Annotated in this window: 18 protein-coding genes and 1 riboswitch; of the genes, 11 read left to right on the forward strand and 7 right to left on the reverse strand. The window is 71.0% G+C overall.

All coding sequences use genetic code 11. From position 1 onward, the window contains the following. Positions 1-106: 106 nt before the first annotated feature. Positions 107-556 carry a M23 family metallopeptidase gene (locus ABZ318_RS33105; RefSeq protein WP_356906138.1) on the reverse strand — a complete coding sequence of 150 codons (450 nt, stop codon included), beginning with the start codon at positions 554-556 and terminating at the stop codon, positions 107-109. 255 nt (positions 557-811) lie between these two features. Between ABZ318_RS33105 and rpsB the strand changes: the two genes are divergently transcribed. The 5 genes from rpsB (at position 812) to ABZ318_RS33130 (ending at position 5,306) form a co-directional block, all read left to right on the forward strand. Then, positions 812-1,693: a 30S ribosomal protein S2 gene (gene rpsB, locus ABZ318_RS33110; RefSeq protein WP_356906139.1), complete on the forward strand. Its 882-nt coding sequence runs from the start codon at positions 812-814 to the stop codon at positions 1,691-1,693. A gap of 102 nt (positions 1,694-1,795) precedes the next feature. After that, positions 1,796-2,632 (forward strand): translation elongation factor Ts, encoded by an 837-nt coding sequence (gene tsf / locus ABZ318_RS33115; RefSeq protein WP_356906140.1) that lies wholly within the window; start codon positions 1,796-1,798, stop codon positions 2,630-2,632. A gap of 163 nt (positions 2,633-2,795) precedes the next feature. Continuing rightward, positions 2,796-3,560, forward strand: coding sequence for a UMP kinase (gene pyrH / locus ABZ318_RS33120; RefSeq protein WP_190159816.1), 765 nt, complete (start codon positions 2,796-2,798; stop codon positions 3,558-3,560). A 94-nt stretch (positions 3,561-3,654) separates the two neighbouring features. Then, the gene (gene frr, locus ABZ318_RS33125; RefSeq protein ID WP_356906141.1) at positions 3,655-4,212 is read left to right on the forward strand and encodes a ribosome recycling factor; all 558 of its coding nucleotides are present in this window, start codon (positions 3,655-3,657) and stop codon (positions 4,210-4,212) included. Beyond that, the gene (locus tag ABZ318_RS33130; RefSeq protein WP_356906142.1) at positions 4,212-5,306 is read left to right on the forward strand and encodes a phosphatidate cytidylyltransferase; all 1,095 of its coding nucleotides are present in this window, start codon (positions 4,212-4,214) and stop codon (positions 5,304-5,306) included. Before frr ends, ABZ318_RS33130 begins: the two co-directional genes overlap by 1 nt. A gap of 98 nt (positions 5,307-5,404) precedes the next feature. Here ABZ318_RS33130 and ABZ318_RS33135 read toward each other — a convergent pair whose 3' ends face one another. Beyond that, a complete protein-coding gene (locus tag ABZ318_RS33135) occupies positions 5,405-6,115 on the reverse strand; it encodes a hypothetical protein (protein ID WP_356906143.1) in 711 nt (236 codons plus the stop codon). 139 nt (positions 6,116-6,254) lie between these two features. Between ABZ318_RS33135 and rlmN the strand changes: the two genes are divergently transcribed. The 5 genes from rlmN to ABZ318_RS33160 all read left to right on the forward strand — a co-directional run bounded on the left by rlmN (position 6,255) and on the right by ABZ318_RS33160 (position 12,086). Then, positions 6,255-7,361 (forward strand): 23S rRNA (adenine(2503)-C(2))-methyltransferase RlmN, encoded by a 1,107-nt coding sequence (rlmN, locus tag ABZ318_RS33140; RefSeq protein ID WP_033204794.1) that lies wholly within the window; start codon positions 6,255-6,257, stop codon positions 7,359-7,361. Positions 7,362-7,390: 29 nt separating this feature from the next. Further along, a riboswitch (TPP riboswitch) is annotated at positions 7,391-7,501 on the forward strand. A 71-nt stretch (positions 7,502-7,572) separates the two neighbouring features. Further along, positions 7,573-8,667 (forward strand): thiamine ABC transporter substrate-binding protein, encoded by a 1,095-nt coding sequence (locus ABZ318_RS33145; RefSeq protein ID WP_356906144.1) that lies wholly within the window; start codon positions 7,573-7,575, stop codon positions 8,665-8,667. Between the two features lie 53 nt (positions 8,668-8,720). Further along, positions 8,721-10,334, forward strand: coding sequence for an iron ABC transporter permease (locus ABZ318_RS33150; RefSeq protein ID WP_356906151.1), 1,614 nt, complete (start codon positions 8,721-8,723; stop codon positions 10,332-10,334). Further along, positions 10,334-11,356, forward strand: coding sequence for an ABC transporter ATP-binding protein (locus ABZ318_RS33155; RefSeq protein WP_356906145.1), 1,023 nt, complete (start codon positions 10,334-10,336; stop codon positions 11,354-11,356). Before ABZ318_RS33150 ends, ABZ318_RS33155 begins: the two co-directional genes overlap by 1 nt. An 82-nt stretch (positions 11,357-11,438) precedes the next feature. Further along, positions 11,439-12,086, forward strand: coding sequence for a dihydrofolate reductase family protein (locus ABZ318_RS33160; protein WP_356906146.1), 648 nt, complete (start codon positions 11,439-11,441; stop codon positions 12,084-12,086). A gap of 250 nt (positions 12,087-12,336) precedes the next feature. Here ABZ318_RS33160 and ABZ318_RS33165 read toward each other — a convergent pair whose 3' ends face one another. From ABZ318_RS33165 to ABZ318_RS33185, 5 genes are all read right to left on the reverse strand, one after another. Further along, on the reverse strand, positions 12,337-13,473 hold the full coding sequence (locus ABZ318_RS33165) for an LOG family protein (RefSeq protein WP_356906147.1): 1,137 nt from the start codon (positions 13,471-13,473) through the stop codon (positions 12,337-12,339). A 138-nt stretch (positions 13,474-13,611) separates the two neighbouring features. Next, on the reverse strand, positions 13,612-14,763 hold the full coding sequence (locus ABZ318_RS33170; protein ID WP_356906148.1) for a hypothetical protein: 1,152 nt from the start codon (positions 14,761-14,763) through the stop codon (positions 13,612-13,614). After that, complete coding sequence (locus ABZ318_RS33175) at positions 14,745-15,473, reverse strand: ATP-binding cassette domain-containing protein (protein WP_093873856.1); 729 nt, start codon at positions 15,471-15,473, stop codon at positions 14,745-14,747. Before ABZ318_RS33175 ends, ABZ318_RS33170 begins: the two co-directional genes overlap by 19 nt. Before the next feature lie 232 nt (positions 15,474-15,705). Beyond that, the gene (locus tag ABZ318_RS33180; protein WP_356906149.1) at positions 15,706-17,085 is read right to left on the reverse strand and encodes an aspartate aminotransferase family protein; all 1,380 of its coding nucleotides are present in this window, start codon (positions 17,083-17,085) and stop codon (positions 15,706-15,708) included. Further along, complete coding sequence (locus ABZ318_RS33185) at positions 17,070-17,576, reverse strand: Lrp/AsnC family transcriptional regulator (protein ID WP_356906150.1); 507 nt, start codon at positions 17,574-17,576, stop codon at positions 17,070-17,072. Before ABZ318_RS33185 ends, ABZ318_RS33180 begins: the two co-directional genes overlap by 16 nt. Positions 17,577-17,766: 190 nt before the next feature. On the opposite strand from ABZ318_RS33185, the gene ABZ318_RS33190 reads away from it, so the two are divergent. Then, positions 17,767-19,203, forward strand: coding sequence for a gamma-aminobutyraldehyde dehydrogenase (locus ABZ318_RS33190; RefSeq protein ID WP_093873854.1), 1,437 nt, complete (start codon positions 17,767-17,769; stop codon positions 19,201-19,203). The last annotated feature ends 141 nt before the right edge of the window (positions 19,204-19,344 follow it).

The following is a 19,344-nucleotide window of genomic DNA, read 5'->3' on the forward strand; positions in this document are numbered from 1 at the left end:
GTCGACGTGGGACTCGGCCGCGAAGTGCACGATCTCCTCGTGTCCGGGCACGATCCGGTCGACGAGCGCCGCGTCGGCGACGCTGCCGTGGCCCTCCAGTTCGTGGTCAGTTTCTGAGCGGGAGCAGGCGGGACGGTGTCCTCCTCGTCAGGAGGAGGGGGTTCAGGTACTCCTCGCCCCTGAGGAGGCCCCAGTGGAGGCAGGACACGGGGCAGTGGGGGCTCTGCGCGACCCGGGCGATCGGGGTGCCCGGTGACACCCGGGTCCCGGGCGGCACCAGTGGGGTCACCGGGCTGAAGGTCGTGCGCAGCGGGGGAGCGCCCGTGCCCGGGAGGGTGAGGGTGACGACGCCGCGGCCGCCCACCGGGCCCGCGAAGGTGACCGTGCCCGCGGCCGGGGCGAGCACCGGGGCGTCCGGGGGTGCGGCGAGGTCGACGCCGCGGTGGCCGGCGGCGTACGGGCCGGCCGGGGGCTGCCAGCCGCGGAGGATCTCCGGCGGGGGCGGGCCCACCGGCCACAGGAGGGACAGGGCGAGGAACACGGTCGTCAGATGCATGGGGGAAGGCTCCCCCGGCCGCCGGGGGCCCGGGGGGCACGGCCGGTATCTGTGGATCGTTCGCCCGTTGTGGACAGCGCCGTCACCCAGTGCTCCCGGGGTCCCGTACACTTCCTATGGCGACTCGGGTCACCGGGTCGACTTCGCACGCCCCGCCACTTGTCCTCGCGGCGGGTGGCAGCGCCTTTCGGTCCTTCGTGGCACGGCGCGCCGGGGCGTCAGGAACACAACCGAGAAACTCAAGGAGATACGGCCATGGCCGTCGTCACGATGCGGGAGCTGCTGGAGAGCGGCGTCCACTTCGGTCACCAGACCCGTCGCTGGAACCCGAAGATGAAGCGCTTCATCTTCACCGAGCGCAACGGCATCTACATCATCGACCTGCTCCAGTCGCTGTCGTACATCGACCGCGCCTACGAGTTCGTCAAGGAGACCGTCGCGCACGGCGGCTCCATCATGTTCGTCGGTACGAAGAAGCAGGCCCAGGAGGCCATCGCCGAGCAGGCGACGCGTGTCGGCATGCCGTACGTCAACCAGCGTTGGCTCGGTGGCATGCTCACCAACTTCTCCACCGTCTACAAGCGTCTGCAGCGCCTCAAGGAGCTCGAGCAGATCGACTTCGAGGACGTCGCCGCCTCGGGTCTCACCAAGAAGGAGCTCCTGGTCCTCTCCCGCGAGAAGGCCAAGCTGGAGAAGACCCTTGGTGGTATCCGCGAGATGCAGAAGGTGCCGAGCGCCGTCTGGATCGTCGACACCAAGAAGGAGCACATCGCCGTCGGTGAGGCGCGCAAGCTCCACATCCCGGTCGTCGCGATCCTCGACACCAACTGCGACCCCGACGAGGTCGACTACAAGATCCCGGGCAACGACGACGCGATCCGCTCCGTCACCCTGCTCACCCGCGTGATCGCCGACGCCGTCGCCGAGGGCCTCATCGCCCGCTCCGGTGCCGCGACCGGTGACTCGAAGCCGGGCGAGAAGGCCCAGGGCGAGCCGCTCGCCGAGTGGGAGCGCGACCTGCTCGAGGGTGAGAAGAAGGCCGACGAGGCTGCCGAGGCCCCCGCTGCCGAGGCCGCTCCGGCCGAGGCCGCTGCCGAGGTCGCCGAGGCTCCGGCCGCGGACGCCGAGCAGGCCTGACCCTTCAGGACCTTCGGGTGACGACGGCGGGGGCCCACGAAGCCCCCGCCGTCCACCCGTGGACCCGCCCGATCTTTCAGACTTCGAGAGAGAAACAGACTCATGGCGAACTACACCGCCGCTGACGTCAAGAAGCTCCGCGAGCTCACCGGCGCCGGCATGATGGACTGCAAGAAGGCCCTGGACGAGGCCGACGGCGACGTCGACAAGGCCGTCGAGGCGCTCCGTATCAAGGGTCAGAAGGGCGTCGCCAAGCGCGAGGGCCGCTCTGCCGAGAACGGCGCCGTGGTCTCCCTCATCGCCGACGACAACACCTCCGGCGTCCTCGTCGAGCTGAAGTGCGAGACGGACTTCGTCGCCAAGGGTGACAAGTTCCAGGCCGTCGCCGCCGAGCTGGCCAAGCACGTCGCCGCCACCGCCCCGGCCGACCTGGAGGCCCTGCTCGCCTCCGAGATCGAGGCCGGCAAGACCGTGCAGGCGTACGTCGACGAGGCCAACGCCAACCTCGGCGAGAAGATCGTCCTGGACCGCTTCGCGCAGTACGCCGACGGCTTCGTCTACGCGTACATGCACCGCACGATGCCGGACCTCCCGCCGCAGATCGGTGTCCTCGTCGAGTTCGACAAGGCCGACGCCGACGTCGCCAAGGGTGTCGCCCAGCACATCGCCGCCTTCGCGCCGAAGTACCTCACCAAGGAAGACATTCCGGCCGAGGTCGTCGAGTCCGAGCGTCGCATCGCCGAGGAGACCACCCGCGCCGAGGGCAAGCCCGAGGCCGCGATCGCCAAGATCGTCGAGGGTCGCGTGAACGGCTTCTACAAGGACGCGACGCTGCTCGGCCAGCCGTACGCCCTTGACAACAAGAAGTCCGTCCAGAAGATCCTGGACGAGGCCGGTGTCACCCTGAAGCGCTTCACCCGCATCAAGGTCGGCATCTGAGTCCGTCCGCGAACGCGACGGACACCGGACCCCGGTAGGGTCTGAGGCAGTCGTCCGCGCACGCGCAGGACGACCGCAGATCTGACGAGGAGGCCATTGCCGTACGGGATACCGTGAGGACCCAAGGCAATGGCCTCCTTCGTATGTGCACGAGGAGATCTCCATGAACCAGGGCGCCGTACAGGGCGACGACACCAACGGCAAAAAGGCCGGCCGCTACATGCTGAAGCTGTCCGGGGAGGCCTTCTCCGGCGGCACCGGTCTCGGGGTCGACCCGGACGTCGTGCACGCCATCGCGCGTGAGATCGCGGCCGTCGTCCGCGACGGCGCGGAGATCGCGATCGTGATCGGCGGCGGCAACTTCTTCCGTGGCGCCGAGCTCCAGCAGCGCGGCATGGACCGGGCCCGCTCCGACTACATGGGCATGCTCGGCACGGTGATGAACTGCCTCGCCCTCCAGGACTTCCTGGAGAAGGAGGGCATCGACTCCCGCGTCCAGACCGCCATCACCATGGGCCAGGTCGCCGAGCCGTACATCCCGCTGCGCGCCGTCCGCCACCTGGAGAAGGGCCGCGTGGTCATCTTCGGTGCGGGCATGGGCATGCCGTACTTCTCCACGGACACCACCGCCGCCCAGCGCGCCCTGGAGATCGACGCCGAGGCCCTCCTCATGGGCAAGAACGGCGTGGACGGCGTCTACGACTCCGACCCGAAGGCCAACCCCGACGCGGTCAAGTTCGACGCCCTCGAGTACGGCGAGGTGCTCTCCCGCGACCTCAAGGTCGCCGACGCCACCGCCATCACCCTGTGCCGGGACAACAACCTCCCGATCCTCGTCTTCGAACTGCTCGCCGAGGGCAATATCGCTCGCGCGGTGAAGGGTGAGAAGATCGGCACGCTCGTGAGCGACCAGGGCACCCGGGCCTGACCCGAACCGGGGAACCGCCCCGCAAGGGGATGGACAGAGCCCTGCCGGTCGTACACCGTGCAGGACACAACGCGACGACACGCAGGAGCAAGTGGTGATCGAAGAGACCCTCCTCGAGGCCGAGGAGAAGATGGAGAAGGCCGTCGTGGTCGCCAAGGAGGACTTCGCCGCGATCCGCACCGGCCGTGCGCACCCGGCGATGTTCAACAAGATCGTGGCCGAGTACTACGGTGCCATCACCCCCATCAACCAGCTGGCGTCCTTCTCCGTCCCGGAGCCGCGCATGGCCGTGGTGACGCCGTTCGACAAGAGCGCCCTGCGCAACATCGAGCAGGCGATCCGGGACTCGGACCTCGGGGTCAACCCGAGCAACGACGGCAACATCATCCGGGTGGTGTTCCCCGAGCTGACCGAGGAGCGCCGCCGGGAGTACATCAAGGTCGCCAAGGGCAAGGCCGAGGACTCGAAGATCTCGATCCGCTCGGTGCGCCGCAAGGCCAAGGAGACCATCGACAAGTTCGTCAAGGACGGCGAGGTCGGCGAGGACGAGGGCCGCCGTGCCGAGAAGGAGCTCGACGACACCACCGCGAAGTACGTCGCGCAGGTGGACGAGCTGCTCAAGCACAAGGAAGCCGAGCTGCTCGAGGTCTGATGAACGACTCTTCCTGGGGGGCCCCGGCCGGTTCCGGCCGTGGGGGACCCGACCAGGGGCCTGCCCCGGCGGGTCCCGCATACGATCGGCATCAGGCGGCGCAGACTCGGCCCATGCCCATCGTGCCCGACGTTCCCGCCGGCGGATTCCAGGACGGTCACGGCCGGGGGGCCGCTCACCCGAGCGGCCCCCTGTTCCGTGACGAGACGCCGCACGAGCACCCGCAGGAGCCCATGTCCAGCCCCACCCCGCCTCCGCCGCCGGCGCCACGGCAGAAGAAGAGCGCGGGCCGCGACCTGGGCGCGGCCATAGGGGTCGGGGTCGGTCTCGGTGCCGTCATCATCGCGTCGCTGTTCATCTGGAAGCCGGCGTTCGTCGGAGTGATAGCGGTCGCCGTGGTCGTCGGCCTGTGGGAGCTCACCTCCCGCCTCCAGGAGCGCAAGGCGATCAAGGCTCCGCTGGTCCCGCTTGCGGTCGGCGGCGCGGCGATGGTCGTCGCCGGCTACGTCCGGGGCCCCGAGGGCGCCTGGGTGGCGATGGCCCTGACGGCGCTGGCGGTGCTCGTCTGGCGGATGACGGAGCCGCCGGAGGGCTATCTGAAGGACGTCACGGCGGGGGTGTTCGCCGCGTTCTACGTGCCGTTCCTGGCGACCTTCGTGGCGTTGCTGCTGACCGCGGACGACGGGCCGCAGCGGGTGCTGACCTTCCTGATCCTGACCGTGGTCAGCGACACCGGGGCGTACGCGGTCGGCTGGCGCTTCGGCAAGCACAAGCTGGCCCCGCGGATCAGTCCCGGCAAGACCCGGGAGGGTCTGGTCGGTGCGGTGGCGTTCGCGATGGCGGCGGGCGCGCTGTGCATGGAGTTCATGATCGACGAGGGTGCCTGGTGGCAGGGTCTGATCCTCGGCCTGGCGGTGGCGGCGAGCGCGACGCTCGGCGACCTCGGCGAGTCCATGATCAAGCGTGACCTGGGCATCAAGGACATGGGCACGCTGCTGCCGGGGCACGGCGGCATCATGGACCGGCTGGACTCGCTGCTGCCGACGGCGCCGGTGGTGTGGCTGCTGCTGGCACTGTTCGTGGGCAGCGGCTGAGCGGAGCTTCCGTCGGGTTCGCGGAAGGGCCCCCGGTCCGCACGTCAGGTGCGGACCGGGGGCCCTTCGCATGCCGTGAGGGCACGGCGTCCCCCAGGTCAGCCGCGGTCCGGGTCGATCCCTGCCGCGATTGCCTGTACGCGGGCGATCTGGAGCTTCGCCGCGTACTTCGCGTTGTCGGGCGAGGTGTCGCTCGCCATGACGTAGGCCACGACGGAGCCGACGCGCATGACGACGTCGATGCTGTTGTCGTGCTGGAACGCCTCGGTCTCCTCGGCGCCGGTGTTCATCTTCAGCGACTTCACCGGGTGCTCGTCCGCCTCGCCGGGCTTCCGCTTCTGCTCCGCGAGAGCCTTCATCTCCGTGGCGGCCTCGTCCTTGCCGGCGAAGGCGAGGAGGGTGAACTCGACACGCGCGCCGTCCGGGTTGCGTGACTCCATGTCCTTGTGCCCGGCCACCTCGATCCCGGCGGTGCACGGCGACCTCGTCAGCTCGGCGCAGCCCCTGAGGGCGTCGGCGTCCTGGATCACGATGGTCTCGCCGCTGGACATGGTCTCGATGCTGCCGTCGCTCGGGAGCGCGGCGTACATGTCGGTCGCGTTGATCGACACCGGGGGGAAGTTCGGTGTGATGCCCTGGTGGTCGGTGGGAGCAGGCGACCCGCCGCCTCCCTGGCCTTTCTCGGCGGGCGAGTCCGCCGTCGCCCTGCCCGTCGGCGCGCCTCCCGCCGTCGTGCTCCCGTCCTCGCACGCCGTCAGCGCGAGCGCCAGCACCGCCGCGACGGCGGCCCCCCGTACAACAGCCTTCATCCGGAGTCCTCCGATGACCTGATCATGATCCATTGGCGTGGACACTCAACATCATCGGGTGGGTGATCGGCCAATCGTGCGATCGGCCGATTCCTGGGGCGCGGCCTTGCCGGAATTCGTCTGCGACACTGGTAGGACCATGCCCAAGCCCGGAGAACTCACTTTCGTCGCCCCCCGCGGAGCCAAGAAGCCGCCGCGGCACCTGGCCGACCTCTCGCCCGCCGAGCGGAAGGAGGCCGTCGCCGCGATCGGCGAGAAGCCCTTCCGCGCCAAGCAGCTGTCCACGCACTACTTCGCGCGGTACGCGCACGACCCCGCCGAGTGGACCGACATTCCGGCCGCCTCGCGGGAGAAGCTGGCCGGGGAGCTGCTGCCCGACCTGATGTCCGTGGTGCGCCACATCTCGTGCGACGACGACACCACCCGCAAGACCCTGTGGCGGCTGCACGACGGCACGCTCGTGGAGTCGGTGCTCATGCGCTACCCGGACCGGGTGACCATGTGCATCTCCTCACAGGCCGGCTGCGGCATGAACTGCCCGTTCTGCGCGACCGGGCAGGCGGGGCTCGACCGGAACCTGTCGACCGCCGAGATCGTGCACCAGATCGTGGACGGGATGCGGTCCCTGCGGGACGGGGAGGTGCCCGGGGGACCGGCGCGGCTCTCCAACATCGTGTTCATGGGCATGGGCGAGCCGCTCGCCAACTACAAGCGGGTCGTCGGAGCCATCCGGCGGCTCACGGACCCCGAGCCGGACGGGCTCGGGCTCTCGCAGCGCGGCATCACCGTCTCCACCGTCGGTCTCGTGCCCGCGATGCTGCGCTTCGCCGACGAGGGCTTCAAGTGCCGGCTCGCGGTGTCGCTGCACGCCCCGGACGACGAGCTGCGCGACACCCTGGTGCCGGTCAACACGCGCTGGAAGGTCCGCGAGGTCCTCGACGCGGCCTGGGAGTACGCGGAGAAGTCCGGGCGCCGGATCTCCATCGAGTACGCCCTCATCCGGGACATCAACGACCAGGCCTGGCGCGGTGACCTGCTGGGCCGGCTGCTCAAGGGCAAGCGGGTGCACGTCAACCTGATCCCGCTGAACCCGACGCCCGGTTCGAAGTGGACGGCGTCCCGCCCGGAGGACGAGAAGGCCTTCGTCGAGGCGATCGCCCGCCACGGCGTGCCGGTGACCGTGCGGGACACCCGGGGGCAGGAGATCGACGGTGCCTGTGGACAGCTCGCGGCCGCCGAGCGCTGACCTTGTAGTCTGAGCTCGAACACATCTCCATATTCCGACAGGGGAGCGCCACAGCGCTGAGAGTGCGGTCACCGTAGGACCGCAGACCCTCTGAACCTCGCCCAGGTCATTCTGGGTAGGAAGTTCGGTCGTAACTCAAGCTGTTGCGCCCTGCCCACCTTCGGGTGGGCGGGGCCGCGTCTCTTCCTGGTCACACCCAGGAGGAATCTCAGTGAGCATCAAGAAGGCCGCTGCCGTCGCGATCGTCGCGGCGCTCGGCGTCACCAGCCTGGCCGCGTGCGGCACCGACGACGTCCGGGGGGCGGCCGGCAAGACCGGCGCGCCCGCGCCCAAGACCGTCACCCTCGTGAGCCACGACTCCTTCAACGCCTCCAAGGAGGTGCTGGCGGACTTCACCAAGCAGACCGGCTTCACCGTCAAGGTGCTGAAGAGCGGCGACGCCGGCGAGGCCGTCAACAAGGAGATCCTGACCAAGGGCTCCCCGCAGGGCGACGTCTTCTTCGGCGTCGACAACACGCTGCTGTCCCGCGCCCTCGACAACGGGATCTTCGTTCCGTACGAGGCGAAGGGCCTGGGCCGGGTCCCGGCCGCGTACCAGCTCGACAAGGAGCACCGGGTCACCCCGATCGACTCCGGCGACATCTGCGTCAACTACGACAAGAAGTACTTCGCGGACAGGAAGCTGGCGCCGCCGGTCACCTTCGACGACCTCGCGAAGCCGGCGTACAAGGACCTGCTGGTGGTGGAGAACCCCGAGCGGTCCTCCCCGGGCCTCGGTTTCCTCCTCGGCACGGCCGCGAAGTACGGCGACGAGGGCTGGCAGGACTACTGGAAGAAGCTCAAGGCCAACGGCGTGAAGACCGTCGACAGCTGGGAGCTCGCCTACAACCAGGAGTTCTCCGGCTCGGCCGGCGGCAAGCAGGCCAAGGGCGACCGGCCGCTGGTCGTGTCGTACGCCTCCAGCCCGCCGGTCGAGGTGCTGTACGGCGAGCCGCAGCCGAAGGTGGCGCCCACCGGCGTCTCCACCGGCACCTGCTTCCGGCAGACCGAGTTCGCGGGCCTGCTGAACGGCGCGAAGAACCCCGAGGGCGGCAAGGCGCTGATCGACTTCCTGATCTCCAAGGAGTTCCAGGAGGACATGCCGCTCCAGATGTTCGTCAACCCGGTGGCGAAGGACGCGGCCCTGCCGGAGCTGTTCACCAAGCACGGCGTGGTGATCGAGAAGCCGGAGACCATGGCGCCCGAGAAGATCGCCGAGAAGCGTGACCCGTGGATCCGGCAGTGGTCGTCGCTCGTCCTGAAGTAGCGCGTCCCGGAGTGAGGCGCGACCTCCGGGGGAACGCGACGCGGCTGGGGCTCATGGCCCTGCCCGTCGCGTTCTTCGGGGTCTTCTTCGCCTGGCCCGTCGTGTCCATCGTGGACCGGGGGCTCCGCCCCGACGGCGCCTGGCGGTTCGGCCGGATCGGCGAGACGCTGAGCCGGCCGGACATCCTCGACGTGCTCGGCTTCACCGTCTGGCAGGCGCTCGCCTCCACCGGCCTCACCCTCCTGGTGGCGCTGCCCGGGGCGTACGTCTTCGCCCGCTTCGACTTCCCCGGCAAGAGCGTGCTGCGGGCCGTCGTCACGGTGCCGTTCGTGCTGCCGACCGTCCTCGTCGGCACGGCGTTCCTGGCGCTCGTCGGCCGGGGCGGGCTCACCGACGAGCTGTGGGGGCTGCGGCTCGACACCAGCGTGTGGGCGATCCTCCTCGCGCACGTCTTCTTCAACTACGCGGTCGTCGTCCGGACCGTCGGCGGCCTCTGGTCGCAGCTCGACCCGCGCCAGGAGGAGGCCGCCCGGGTCCTCGGCGCCTCGCGCTGGACGGCCTGGCGGACGGTGACGCTGCCCGCGCTCGTGCCGGCGGTGGCGGCGGCCGCCCTGATGGTCTTCCTCTTCACCTTCACCTCCTTCGGCGTCGTGCAGATCCTCGGCGGGGACGCGTACTCCACCCTTGAGGCCGAGATCTACCGGCAGACCGCCCGGCTGCTCGACCTGCCGACGGCGGCCGTGCTCACGCTCGTCCAGTTCGTGGCGGTCGGCGCGATCCTGGGCGTGCACGCCTGGACGGTACGGCGGCGGGAGACCGCCCTGCGGCTCGTGGCACCCGAGCGGACCGCGCGCCGGCCGCGCGGCGCCGGACAGTGGGCGCTGCTCGCGGGCGTGCTGCTCTCCGTGGCGCTGCTGATCCTGCTGCCGCTCGGTGTGCTCGTGGAACGTTCCTTCGCCGGGCCGCACGGGTACGGGCTCGGCTACTACCGGGCGCTCGGCTCGCTCGACGAGTCCGGGACCTTCCTCGTCCCGCCGCTGGAGGCGATCGGGAACTCGCTGCGGTACGCGGTGGCCGCCACCGCCATCGCGGTGCTGGTCGGCGGGCTCGCGGCGGCGGCCCTGACCAGGCGGGCCGGCCGGCTCGTGCGGGGCTTCGACGCGCTGCTGATGCTGCCGCTCGGGGTCTCCGCCGTCACCGTCGGCTTCGGCTTCCTCATCACCCTCGACGAACCGCCGCTCGACCTGCGGGCCAGCTGGATCCTCGTACCGCTCGCCCAGGCCCTGGTCGGCGTCCCCTTCGTCGTACGGACGATGCTGCCGGTCCTGCGCGCGGTGGACGAGCGGCTGCGGGAGGCGGCGGCCGTGCTCGGCGCCTCGCCCTGGCGGGCCTGGCGGGAGGTGGACCTGCCGCTGGTGCGGCGGGCACTGCTCATCGCGGCCGGGTTCGCGTTCGCGGTGTCGCTCGGCGAGTTCGGGGCGACCGTGTTCATCGCCCGGCCCGACAGCCCCACGCTCCCGGTGGCGGTGGCCCGGCTGCTCGGCCGGCCCGGCGAACTCAACTACGGCCAGGCGATGGCCCTCTCGACGATTCTGATGGTGGTGTGCGCGGTGTCCCTGCTGCTGCTCGAACGGCTCCGCACCGACCGGACCTCCGGGGAGTTCTGATGCTGTCGATCGAGGACGCGACCGTACGGTTCGGGGAGCGGGCCGTGCTCGACGCCGTGGACCTGGACGTCGCCGAGCACGAGATCGTGTGCGTGCTCGGCCCGAGCGGCAGCGGCAAGTCCACGCTGCTGCGGGCCGTCGCCGGGCTCCAGTCGCTCGACGGCGGCCGGGTGCTGCTCGGCGGCGCCGACCAGGCCGGGGTGCCGGTGCACCGGCGGGGCGTCGGCCTGATGTTCCAGGACCACCAGCTCTTCCCGCAGCGGGACGTCGGCGGCAACGTCTCCTTCGGCCTTCGCATGCGGGGTGCCGGGAAGGCCGAACAGGCGGAGCGGGTGCGGGAGCTGCTCGACCTCGTCGGCCTCCCCGGCGCCGAGCGGCGGTCCGTCGCCGCGCTGTCCGGCGGCGAGCAGCAGCGGGTGGCGCTCGCCCGCGCGCTCGCGCCCCGGCCCCGGCTCCTGATGCTCGACGAACCGCTCGGCCAGCTCGACCGGGGCCTGCGGGAGCGGCTCGTGGTGGAGCTGCGGCAGCTCTTCGGGCGGCTCGGGACGACGGTCCTCGCCGTCACCCACGACCAGGGCGAGGCCTTCGCGCTCGCCGACCGGCTCGTGGTCATGCGGGACGGGCGGATCGCCCAGTCGGGTGCGCCGGCCGACGTGTGGCGGCGGCCCGCGTCGGAGTTCGTGGCGCGGTTCCTGGGCTTCGACAACGTGGTGGCGGCACGGGTGACCGGCACGGTCGCGCAGACGGTGTGGGGGAAGGTCCCGGTCCCGGACGGCTCGCCGGAGGGGGAGCGGCGACTCCTCGTCCGCCCGGGCGGGGTGCGGCTCGTGGGGGACGGTTCCGCCTGGACGGTGGAGTCCCGGACCTTCCGGGGCAGCCAGGTCGTCGTACGGCTCCGCCCGGCCGAGGGGCCCGCGCTGGAGGCCGAGCTTCCGCTCCGGGAGGCGCCGGAGGAGGGTGCGGGGGTGGGCGTGGAGTTCCGGGCGGAGGACGTGGTGGTGCTGGGGGACGAGATTCCGTAGCGCGGTTGCGATGAGTTCTCCCCGCCGGGGGAGTCTCCTTGTCGTTCGTCGTCTTTTCGTCGACCGCACAGGAGGAACAGCCATGAGTCAGTTGCTCAGAGTCCAGAACTTCATGGTCTCGTCGGACGGGTTCGGTACCGGTGAGGGCCAGAGTCTTGAACGGCCGTTCGGGCACGCGGATCCCGCGGCCATGTTCTCGTGGGCGGGGGCCACGGCGAGCTGGCCGAACCGCACCGATCCCGGGGGCAGCCGCGGCCTCGACGACTACCTGACGCGGGATTTCCACCGGAACATCGGTGCCGAGATCATGGGCCGCAACAAGTTCGGGCCGCAGCGCGGGCCCTGGGAGAACGAGGAGTGGAAGGGCTGGTGGGGGGACGAGCCGCCGTTCCGCACGCCGGTGTTCGTGCTGACCCACCACCCGCGCCCCTCGTTCACGCTCTCCGACACCACGTTCCACTTCGTCGACGCCGACCCGGCCACGGCCCTCGGGATGGCGCGGGAGGCGGCACGGGGCAAGGACGTCCGCCTCGGCGGCGGGGCCACCACCATCCGGGAGTTCCTCGACGCGGACCTCGTCGACACCCTGCACGTCGCGGTGTCGCCGGTGAAGCTCGGCGCGGGGGTGAAGCTCTGGGACTCGCCCGACGAGCTGCTCGACCGGTACCACTGCGATGTCGTGCCCAGCCCGAGCGGGAAGGTCACGCACCACTTGTACTGGAGGAAGTGACGGCCGCCGCGGGGGCAGTGCCCACCCCGCACCCCGTTGTGGGCAGTCGTTCCGCTGGGGCGGAACGGGTGGGCACAACGGGACGGCGCCCTTGCCGGCGCCCGAGGCTCCCGAGCCTGGACCCGCACCGGATGCGCGCCGCCGCTGGGGTGCGGGTCAAGGCGCGGAACGCGGGGGCGCCGCTGAGGGCGCCGTCCCGTGTGCCCACCCGTCCCGCCCCAGCGGGACGATTGCCCACACGGGGGGTCTGCTACGACCCGAGGCGCTCCAGTGCCTCCGGGGCCTCGTCGATCGAGTCCACCAGGGCGATCCGGGCCGCCATCGGGCGGCCGGCGGCGAGGGTCTCCAGGAGGGGCCAGGCCGGGAGGCGGGTGGTCCAGTGGGCGCGGTTCACCAGGACCATCGGGGTCGGCGCGCCCCGGGACCCGTAGTAGTTCGGGGTCGCGTTGTCGAAGATCTCCTGGACCGTGCCCGCCGCGCCCGGCAGGAAGACGATGCCCGCCGTCGAGCGGGCCAGGAGGCCGTCCTCACGGGTGGCGTTGGCGAAGTACTTGGCGACGTGCCCGGCGAACGGGTTCGGCGGCTCGTGGCCGTAGAACCAGGTGGGGATGCCGACCGAGTCCCCACCGCCCGGCCACCGGGCCCGGACCGCGAAGGCGGCGCGGGCCCAGTCCGTCACCGACGGGGTGAAGGACGGGGTCCGGGCGAGCAGGTCCAGCGACGAGACGAAGGCCGCGTCGTCGAAGGGGGCGAGGTACGCGCCGAGGTTCGCGGCCTCCATCGCGCCCGGTCCGCCGCCGGTCGCCACGGTCAGCCCGGCGCGGGCCAGGGTCCTGCCGAGCCGGGCGGCGCCCGCGTACGCCTCCGTGCCCCGGCCCGTCGCGTGCCCGCCCATGACGCCGACGACCCCGGCCCCGTCGAGGAGTTCGTCGAGGGCGTCGGAGACGGCGTCGTCGTGCAGGGAGCGGAGCATCGAGGAGAAGATGTCGCCGTCGGCCCTGGTCCGGCCGAACCAGGCGTACGCGAGGAAGTCGGGCGTCGACTCGTACCCGGTCTCGGTGATCCCCGCGAAGAGTTCCTCGGGCGTGTAGAGCCGCGCCCGGTAGGGGTCGAAGGGCAGCTCGGGGACGGGCGGGAAGACGAGGGCCCCGTCGGCGCGGACCTTGGCGGCGGCCTGCGGCTCCATGGGGCAGCCGAGGAAGACGGCGTCGGCGGTGACGGCGGTGAGCAGGGCGAAGGTCCGGTCGGTGAGGTCGACCGACTGGATCCGCTGACCGGCGAGCGATCCGGGTCGGGCGAGCGCCGCGTCGAACTCGGCGAGGGTGTGGATCTCGCGTCCGTGCCCGCGCGGTCCGGGCGGGCGGTGTGCCGGGGGGAGCGTCGCCATGGGCCCACGATAGGGGCCGCCACGACGGGCGGCCCCTCGTGCGGCCGGCCGACAGCGGAGGCGGCCGACTCGACCGGTCGGTGGCGGGCGGCGAGTGGCTCAGCGGTCAGCGGCCGGCCGACAGCGGAGGCGGCCGGCTCAGCTCGTCAGTGGCAGGGCCGCCAGTTCCGCGACCGCCCAGGTCAGGGGGAGGAAGACGGCGAGCAGGGCGGCGGCGCGCAGCAGGGCCGCCGTGCGCAGGACGGTGGGTGGGGCGCCGATGCGCAGGAGCGCCTCGGTGGTGTGGGCGCGGCCCTGCCGGGACTCCAGCGCGGCGGTCAGGAGGGTGGCGGTGGTGCAGGCCAGGATCAGGGCCGCGCCGAGGCCGGTGAGCGGGCCGAAGGCCTCGGAGCCCCTGTCCGACTCGTACAGCCCCGACGCCGCGAGGAGGCCTGAGAGCACCGCGCTGACCACCCCGAGCGGCCGGCCGATGCGGCGGGACTCGTCCATCAGGACGCGACCCGCGAGCAGCCGGGTGGCGCCCGGCCGGACGGCCTGGAGGAGCCGGCCGCAGCCGTGCGCGAGGCCCGGCCCGGCCAGGGCGAGGCCCACGGCGGTGAGGACCCAGCCGGCGAGGACGCCCGCCGGGTTGCCGTCGAAGCCGCCCGGCAGCGGGAGGCCGCTCCCGGAGCCGCTTCGACTCGCGTACGTCTCGACGGCGAGGCCGACCGCGACCAGGGAGACCCCCCAGGGCAGCCCGGACGGCATCGTTTTTTCGACGCCCTCCGGCGCGGCGGGCGCGGTGCGGGGCCGCAGCGCCAGGCCGGCCGCCGTGGCGGCGGCGACCGGCAGGACGGCGAGCAGGGTGAGGGCGGCCGCGAGGGGGACCGGCCGGTCGGCGGCGAGGAGCCCGGCGGCCGCCCCGTCGAAGGGCAGGCCCGTGATGTCGCCGCGCAGGTGCAGGTAGAACAGGAGCGCGACCGTGGAGCCGAGCGTGCAGGCGACGGCCGTCGAGGCGGCGGCGATCGCGGTGAGCCGGGCGGGGCCGAGGCCGATGGCGGAGAGTCCGGGGCGCGGCCGGGTGCTGGGGTCGGTGCGGGCCACCGCGACGGCGAACTGGACGGTGGCGGCGAGCGGCAGGGCGCACCAGAGCAGCCGCAGCACGGACGCGGAGGACCGGTCGGGGTGCCCGACGGCGTATCCGAGGGTGCAGAGCAGGAGGAAGCCCACCCCCGCGGCCGCGGCGGCGACGAGGAGCCGGCGCGTCAGGACGAGGGGGTGGGTCCCGCGGGCTAGACGGAGAGCGAGCACGCGGCGACGCCCTCCGCCCCTGACGCCGGGGGTACCGCGGCGACCCTGCGTCCGTCGAGGAGGGTGACGGTGCGGTCGGCCAGCGCCGCGACCTCGCCGTCGTGGGTGGCGAGGAGCACGGTGATGTCGTGCGAGCGGGCCGCGGCCGTGAGGGTGCGCAGGACCTGCGCGCCGTCGGCCCGGTGCAGGGTGGCGGTCGGTTCGTCGGCGAAGAGGACCGACGGGGTGGTGACCAGGGCGCGGGCGATCGCGATGCGCTGGCGCTGGGACTGGGTGAGGGCGTGCGGCCGCTTGCGGGCGCAGCCGCCGATGTCGAGCCGCTCCAGCCATTCCAGGGCGGCGGTCTTCGCGGCCCGGTGGGAGGTTCCGCGGAGCAGCAGCGGCAGGGCGGCGTTCTCCCAGCCGGTGAGCTCGGGGACGAGGCCGGGCTCGGGGTCGATCCAGCCGAAGCGGTCGCGCCGGAGCCGTTCGCGCTGGGCGGGGCCCAGGGTGTGCACGGGGCCGCTGTTGAACCAGACCTCGCCCTGCTGGGCGACGAGCTGGCCGGAGAGGCAGCGCAGGAGGGTGGTCTTGCCGCTGCCGCGGGGGCCGACGACGGCGAGGATCTCGCCTTCGCGGACGCCGAGGGAGACGCCGCTGAGCGCGTCCGAACCGCCCAGGGCGCAGTGCAGGGAACGTGCCCAGAGCACGTCGTTGTCCGGTGGGGCCATCGCGTACACCTCGATGTCGGATCCGATACTGCCTACCCCCGTCCGGGGGAACGAAGGGACGGGCCTGTCGGTCACTCGGCACCGTAAGGATCCATATCCGGTTGTACGGACAGCACACGGCCCGGGCCGCCGCCATCCACTCGGATGGCGGCATGCCCGGGCCGTGGGGGTCACGCCGTGAGGGCGGCGTGATGCTGGGGGACCGCCGTGGTTCGGTCCTTCAGCCCCGTGCTTACAGCTTGGTCCACGCCTCGGTGAGCACCGAGCGCAGGATTCCCTCGATCTCGTCGAAGGTGCCCTGGTCGGCGATCAGCGGCGGGGCCAGCTGGATGACCGGGTCGCCGCGGTCGTCGGCACGGCAGTACAGGCCGTTGTCGAAGAGCGCCTTGGAGAGGAAGCCGTAGAGCACGCGCTCGGTCTCCTCGTCCGTGAAGGACTCCTTGGTGACCTTGTCCTTGACGAGCTCGATGCCGTAGAAGAAGCCGTTGCCGCGGACGTCGCCGACGATCGGGAGGTCGTGCAGCTTCTTCAGGGTGTTGAAGAAGTTGCCCTCCTGGTCGAGGACGTGCTGGTTCAGGCCTTCCTTGTCGAAGATGTCGAGGTTGGCGATCGCGACCGCCGACGACACCGGGTGGCCACCGAAGGTGTAGCCGTGCAGGAAGGTGTTGTCACCCTTGTAGAACGGCTCCGCGATGCGGTCCGAGACGATGCAGGCGCCGATCGGGGAGTAGCCCGAGGTCATGCCCTTGGCGCAGGTGATCATGTCCGGCACGTAGCCGAACTTGTCACAGGCGAACATCGTGCCGAGGCGGCCGAAGGCGCAGATCGTCTCGTCGGAGACGAGCAGCACGTCGTACTGGTCGCAGATCTCGCGGACGCGCTGGAAGTAGCCGGGCGGCGGCGGGAAGCAGCCACCGGCGTTCTGCACCGGCTCCAGGAAGACGGCCGCGACGGTCTCGGGGCCCTCGAAGAGGATCTGCTGCTCGATCTGGTCGGCGGCCCAGCGGCCGAAGGCCTCGGGGTCGTCGCCGTGGATCGGGGCGCGGTAGATGTTGGTGTTCGGCACCTTGTGCGCGCCGGGGACCAGCGGCTCGAAGGGGGCCTTGAGGGCCGGCAGGCCGGTGATGGACAGGGCGCCCTGCGGGGTGCCGTGGTAGGCGACCGCACGCGAGATGACCTTGTACTTGGTGTGCTTGCCCTGCAGCTTGAAGTACTGCTTGGCGAGCTTCCAGGCGGTCTCGACGGCCTCGCCGCCACCGGTGGTGAAGAAGACCTTGTTGAGGTCGCCCGGGGCGTAGTCCGCGAGACGCTCGGCGAGCTCGACGGCCTTGGGGTGGGCGTACGACCACACGGGGAAGAACGCGAGTTCCTTGGCCTGGTTGTACGCGACCTCGGCCAGCTCCTGGCGGCCGTGTCCGGCGTTGACCACGAAGAGACCCGCGAGACCGTCGAGGTAGCGCTTGCCCTTGTCGTCGAAGATGTAGGTGCCCTCACCACGCACGATGGTGGGAACGGGCGAGTTCTCGTAGGACGACATGCGGGTGAAGTGCATCCACAGGTGGTCGTACGCGGTCTTGGAGAGGTCCTGGGTCACGGTTATCGAGTTCCCCACATGTAGGTCTGCTTCTTGAGCTTGAGGTAGACGAAGCTCTCGGTGGAGCGAACGCCGGGGAGGGTGCGGATGCGCTTGTTGATCACATCCAGCAGGTGATCGTCGTCCTCGCAGACGATCTCCACCATGAGGTCGAAGGAGCCCGCGGTCATCACCACGTACTCGCACTCGGCCATGGCCGTCAGCGCCTCCGCGACCGGATCCAGGTCACCCTCGACGTTGATGCCGACCATCGCCTGCCGTCGGAAGCCCACGGTGAGGGGGTCGGTGACGGCGACGATCTGCATGACGCCCTGGTCGAGCAGCTTCTGGACGCGCTGTCGTACGGCCGCCTCGGAGAGGCCCACGGCCTTGCCGATGGAGGCGTACGGACGGCGACCGTCCTGCTGGAGCTGCTCGATGATCGCCAGGGAGACGGCATCGATCGTCGGGGACGAACCGGTTCCGGTTCTGGAGTCTGTGCTTCGACTGGCCACGACTTCACTGTGCACCGAGATTGTCAGTCATGCAAGCCCGGACTGATGAAATTCGTTGTGAAGCGCTCTTGATCTCACTGAATCCGAAGTTGAGGGGGGCCGGGGCTGTTGAAAGCGTCAGTGGACCGATTAGGCTGGGGTGTCTCGTCCATCGGGACACCGCACAAGGACGTGCGAAGACAGAACGTGACAGGAGGGGTGGCAAGTGACCACCGAGCTGCGCCGGCTGCGTAACTACATCAACGGGGAGTTCCGCGACGCGGCCGACGGCCGCACCATCGACGTGGTCAACCCGGCCACCGGTGAGGTGTACGCCACCTCCCCGCTCTCGGGACAGGCTGACGTCGACGCCGCCATGGAGGCCGCCGCGGCGGCCTTCCCCGCCTGGCGTGACAGCACGCCGTCCGAGCGCCAGAAGGTGCTCCTCAAGATCGCGGACGCCTTCGAGGAGCGCGCCGAGGAGCTCATCGCCGCCGAGGTCGAGAACACCGGCAAGCCGGTCGCCCTCACCGCCAGCGAAGAGATCCCGCCGATGGTGGACCAGATCCGCTTCTTCGCCGGTGCCGCCCGGCTGCTCGAGGGCCGCTCGGCCGGCGAGTACATGGAGGGCATGACCTCCATCGTCCGCCGCGAGCCGGTCGGCGTCTGCGCGCAGGTCGCGCCGTGGAACTACCCGATGATGATGGCCGTGTGGAAGTTCGCCCCGGCGCTCGCCGCGGGCAACACCGTCGTCCTCAAGCCCTCGGACACGACCCCCGCGTCGACCGTCCTGATGGCCGAGATCATCGGTCAGATCGTCCCCAAGGGCGTCTTCAACGTCGTCTGCGGCGACCGCGAGACGGGCAAGGCCATGGTCGAGCACCCGACCCCGGCGATGGCCTCCATCACCGGCTCGGTCCGCGCCGGCATGCAGGTCGCCGAGTCGGCGGCCAAGGACGTCAAGCGCGTCCACCTGGAGCTGGGCGGCAAGGCCCCGGTCGTCGTCTTCGAGGACACCGACATCGAGAAGGCCGTCGAGGACATCTCGGTCGCCGGCTTCTTCAACGCCGGCCAGGACTGCACGGCCGCGACCCGTGTCCTCGTGCACGAGTCCATCCACGACGAGTTCGTCGCCGCCCTCGCCAAGGCCGCCGCCGAGACGAAGACGGGTCAGCCGGACGACGAGGACGTGCTGTACGGCCCGCTCAACAACGCCAACCAGCTGAAGCAGGTCACCGGCTTCATCGACCGCCTCCCGGCCCACGCCAAGGTCGAGGCCGGCGGACACCGCGTCGGCGACAAGGGCTACTTCTACGCCCCGACCGTCGTCTCCGGCCTCAAGCAGGACGACGAGATCGTGCAGAACGAGGTCTTCGGCCCGGTCATCACCGTCCAGTCCTTCACGGACGAGGCCCAGGCCCTGGAGTTCGCGAACGGCGTCGAGTACGCCCTCGCCTCCTCCGTCTGGACCAAGGACCACGCGCGCGCGATGCGCATGTCCAAGTCCCTCGACTTCGGCTGTGTGTGGATCAACACCCACATCCCGCTCGTCGCCGAGATGCCCCACGGCGGCTACAAGAAGTCCGGCTACGGCAAGGACCTCTCCGCCTACGGCTTCGAGGACTACACGCGCATCAAGCACGTCATGACCTCCCTGGGCTGATCCCGCCCCGGACCCCCGCGCGGCCCCGACACCTTGATCGACAGGGTCCAGGATCTGGCCGGTCACGAGCCGTTCGAACGCCTCGGACTGGATGCGTACGGCCTCGGGGCCGAGGTCCGCGAGCGTGTGCGAGGCGCGGGC

The organism is Streptomyces sp. NPDC006197, assembly GCF_040613865.1.
GTDB lineage: Bacteria > Actinomycetota > Actinomycetes > Streptomycetales > Streptomycetaceae > Streptomyces.

Excerpts from the sequence above, each read along its gene's own strand:
- rpsB (WP_356906139.1), top strand. The coding sequence starts at position 812 with ATGGCCGTCGTCACGATGCGGGAGCTGCTGGAGAGCGGCGTCCACTTC.
- ABZ318_RS33135 (WP_356906143.1), bottom strand. The coding sequence starts at position 6,115 with ATGAAGGCTGTTGTACGGGGGGCCGCCGTCGCGGCGGTGCTGGCGCTC.
- pyrH (WP_190159816.1), top strand. The coding sequence starts at position 2,796 with ATGAACCAGGGCGCCGTACAGGGCGACGACACCAACGGCAAAAAGGCC.
- ABZ318_RS33105 (WP_356906138.1), bottom strand. The coding sequence starts at position 556 with ATGCATCTGACGACCGTGTTCCTCGCCCTGTCCCTCCTGTGGCCGGTG.
- ABZ318_RS33175 (WP_093873856.1), bottom strand. The coding sequence starts at position 15,473 with ATGGCCCCACCGGACAACGACGTGCTCTGGGCACGTTCCCTGCACTGC.
- ABZ318_RS33165 (WP_356906147.1), bottom strand. The coding sequence starts at position 13,473 with ATGGCGACGCTCCCCCCGGCACACCGCCCGCCCGGACCGCGCGGGCAC.
- tsf (WP_356906140.1), top strand. The coding sequence starts at position 1,796 with ATGGCGAACTACACCGCCGCTGACGTCAAGAAGCTCCGCGAGCTCACC.
- ABZ318_RS33160 (WP_356906146.1), top strand. The coding sequence starts at position 11,439 with ATGAGTCAGTTGCTCAGAGTCCAGAACTTCATGGTCTCGTCGGACGGG.
- ABZ318_RS33155 (WP_356906145.1), top strand. The coding sequence starts at position 10,334 with ATGCTGTCGATCGAGGACGCGACCGTACGGTTCGGGGAGCGGGCCGTG.
- ABZ318_RS33130 (WP_356906142.1), top strand. The coding sequence starts at position 4,212 with ATGAACGACTCTTCCTGGGGGGCCCCGGCCGGTTCCGGCCGTGGGGGA.
- rlmN (WP_033204794.1), top strand. The coding sequence starts at position 6,255 with ATGCCCAAGCCCGGAGAACTCACTTTCGTCGCCCCCCGCGGAGCCAAG.
- ABZ318_RS33150 (WP_356906151.1), top strand. The coding sequence starts at position 8,721 with ATGGCCCTGCCCGTCGCGTTCTTCGGGGTCTTCTTCGCCTGGCCCGTC.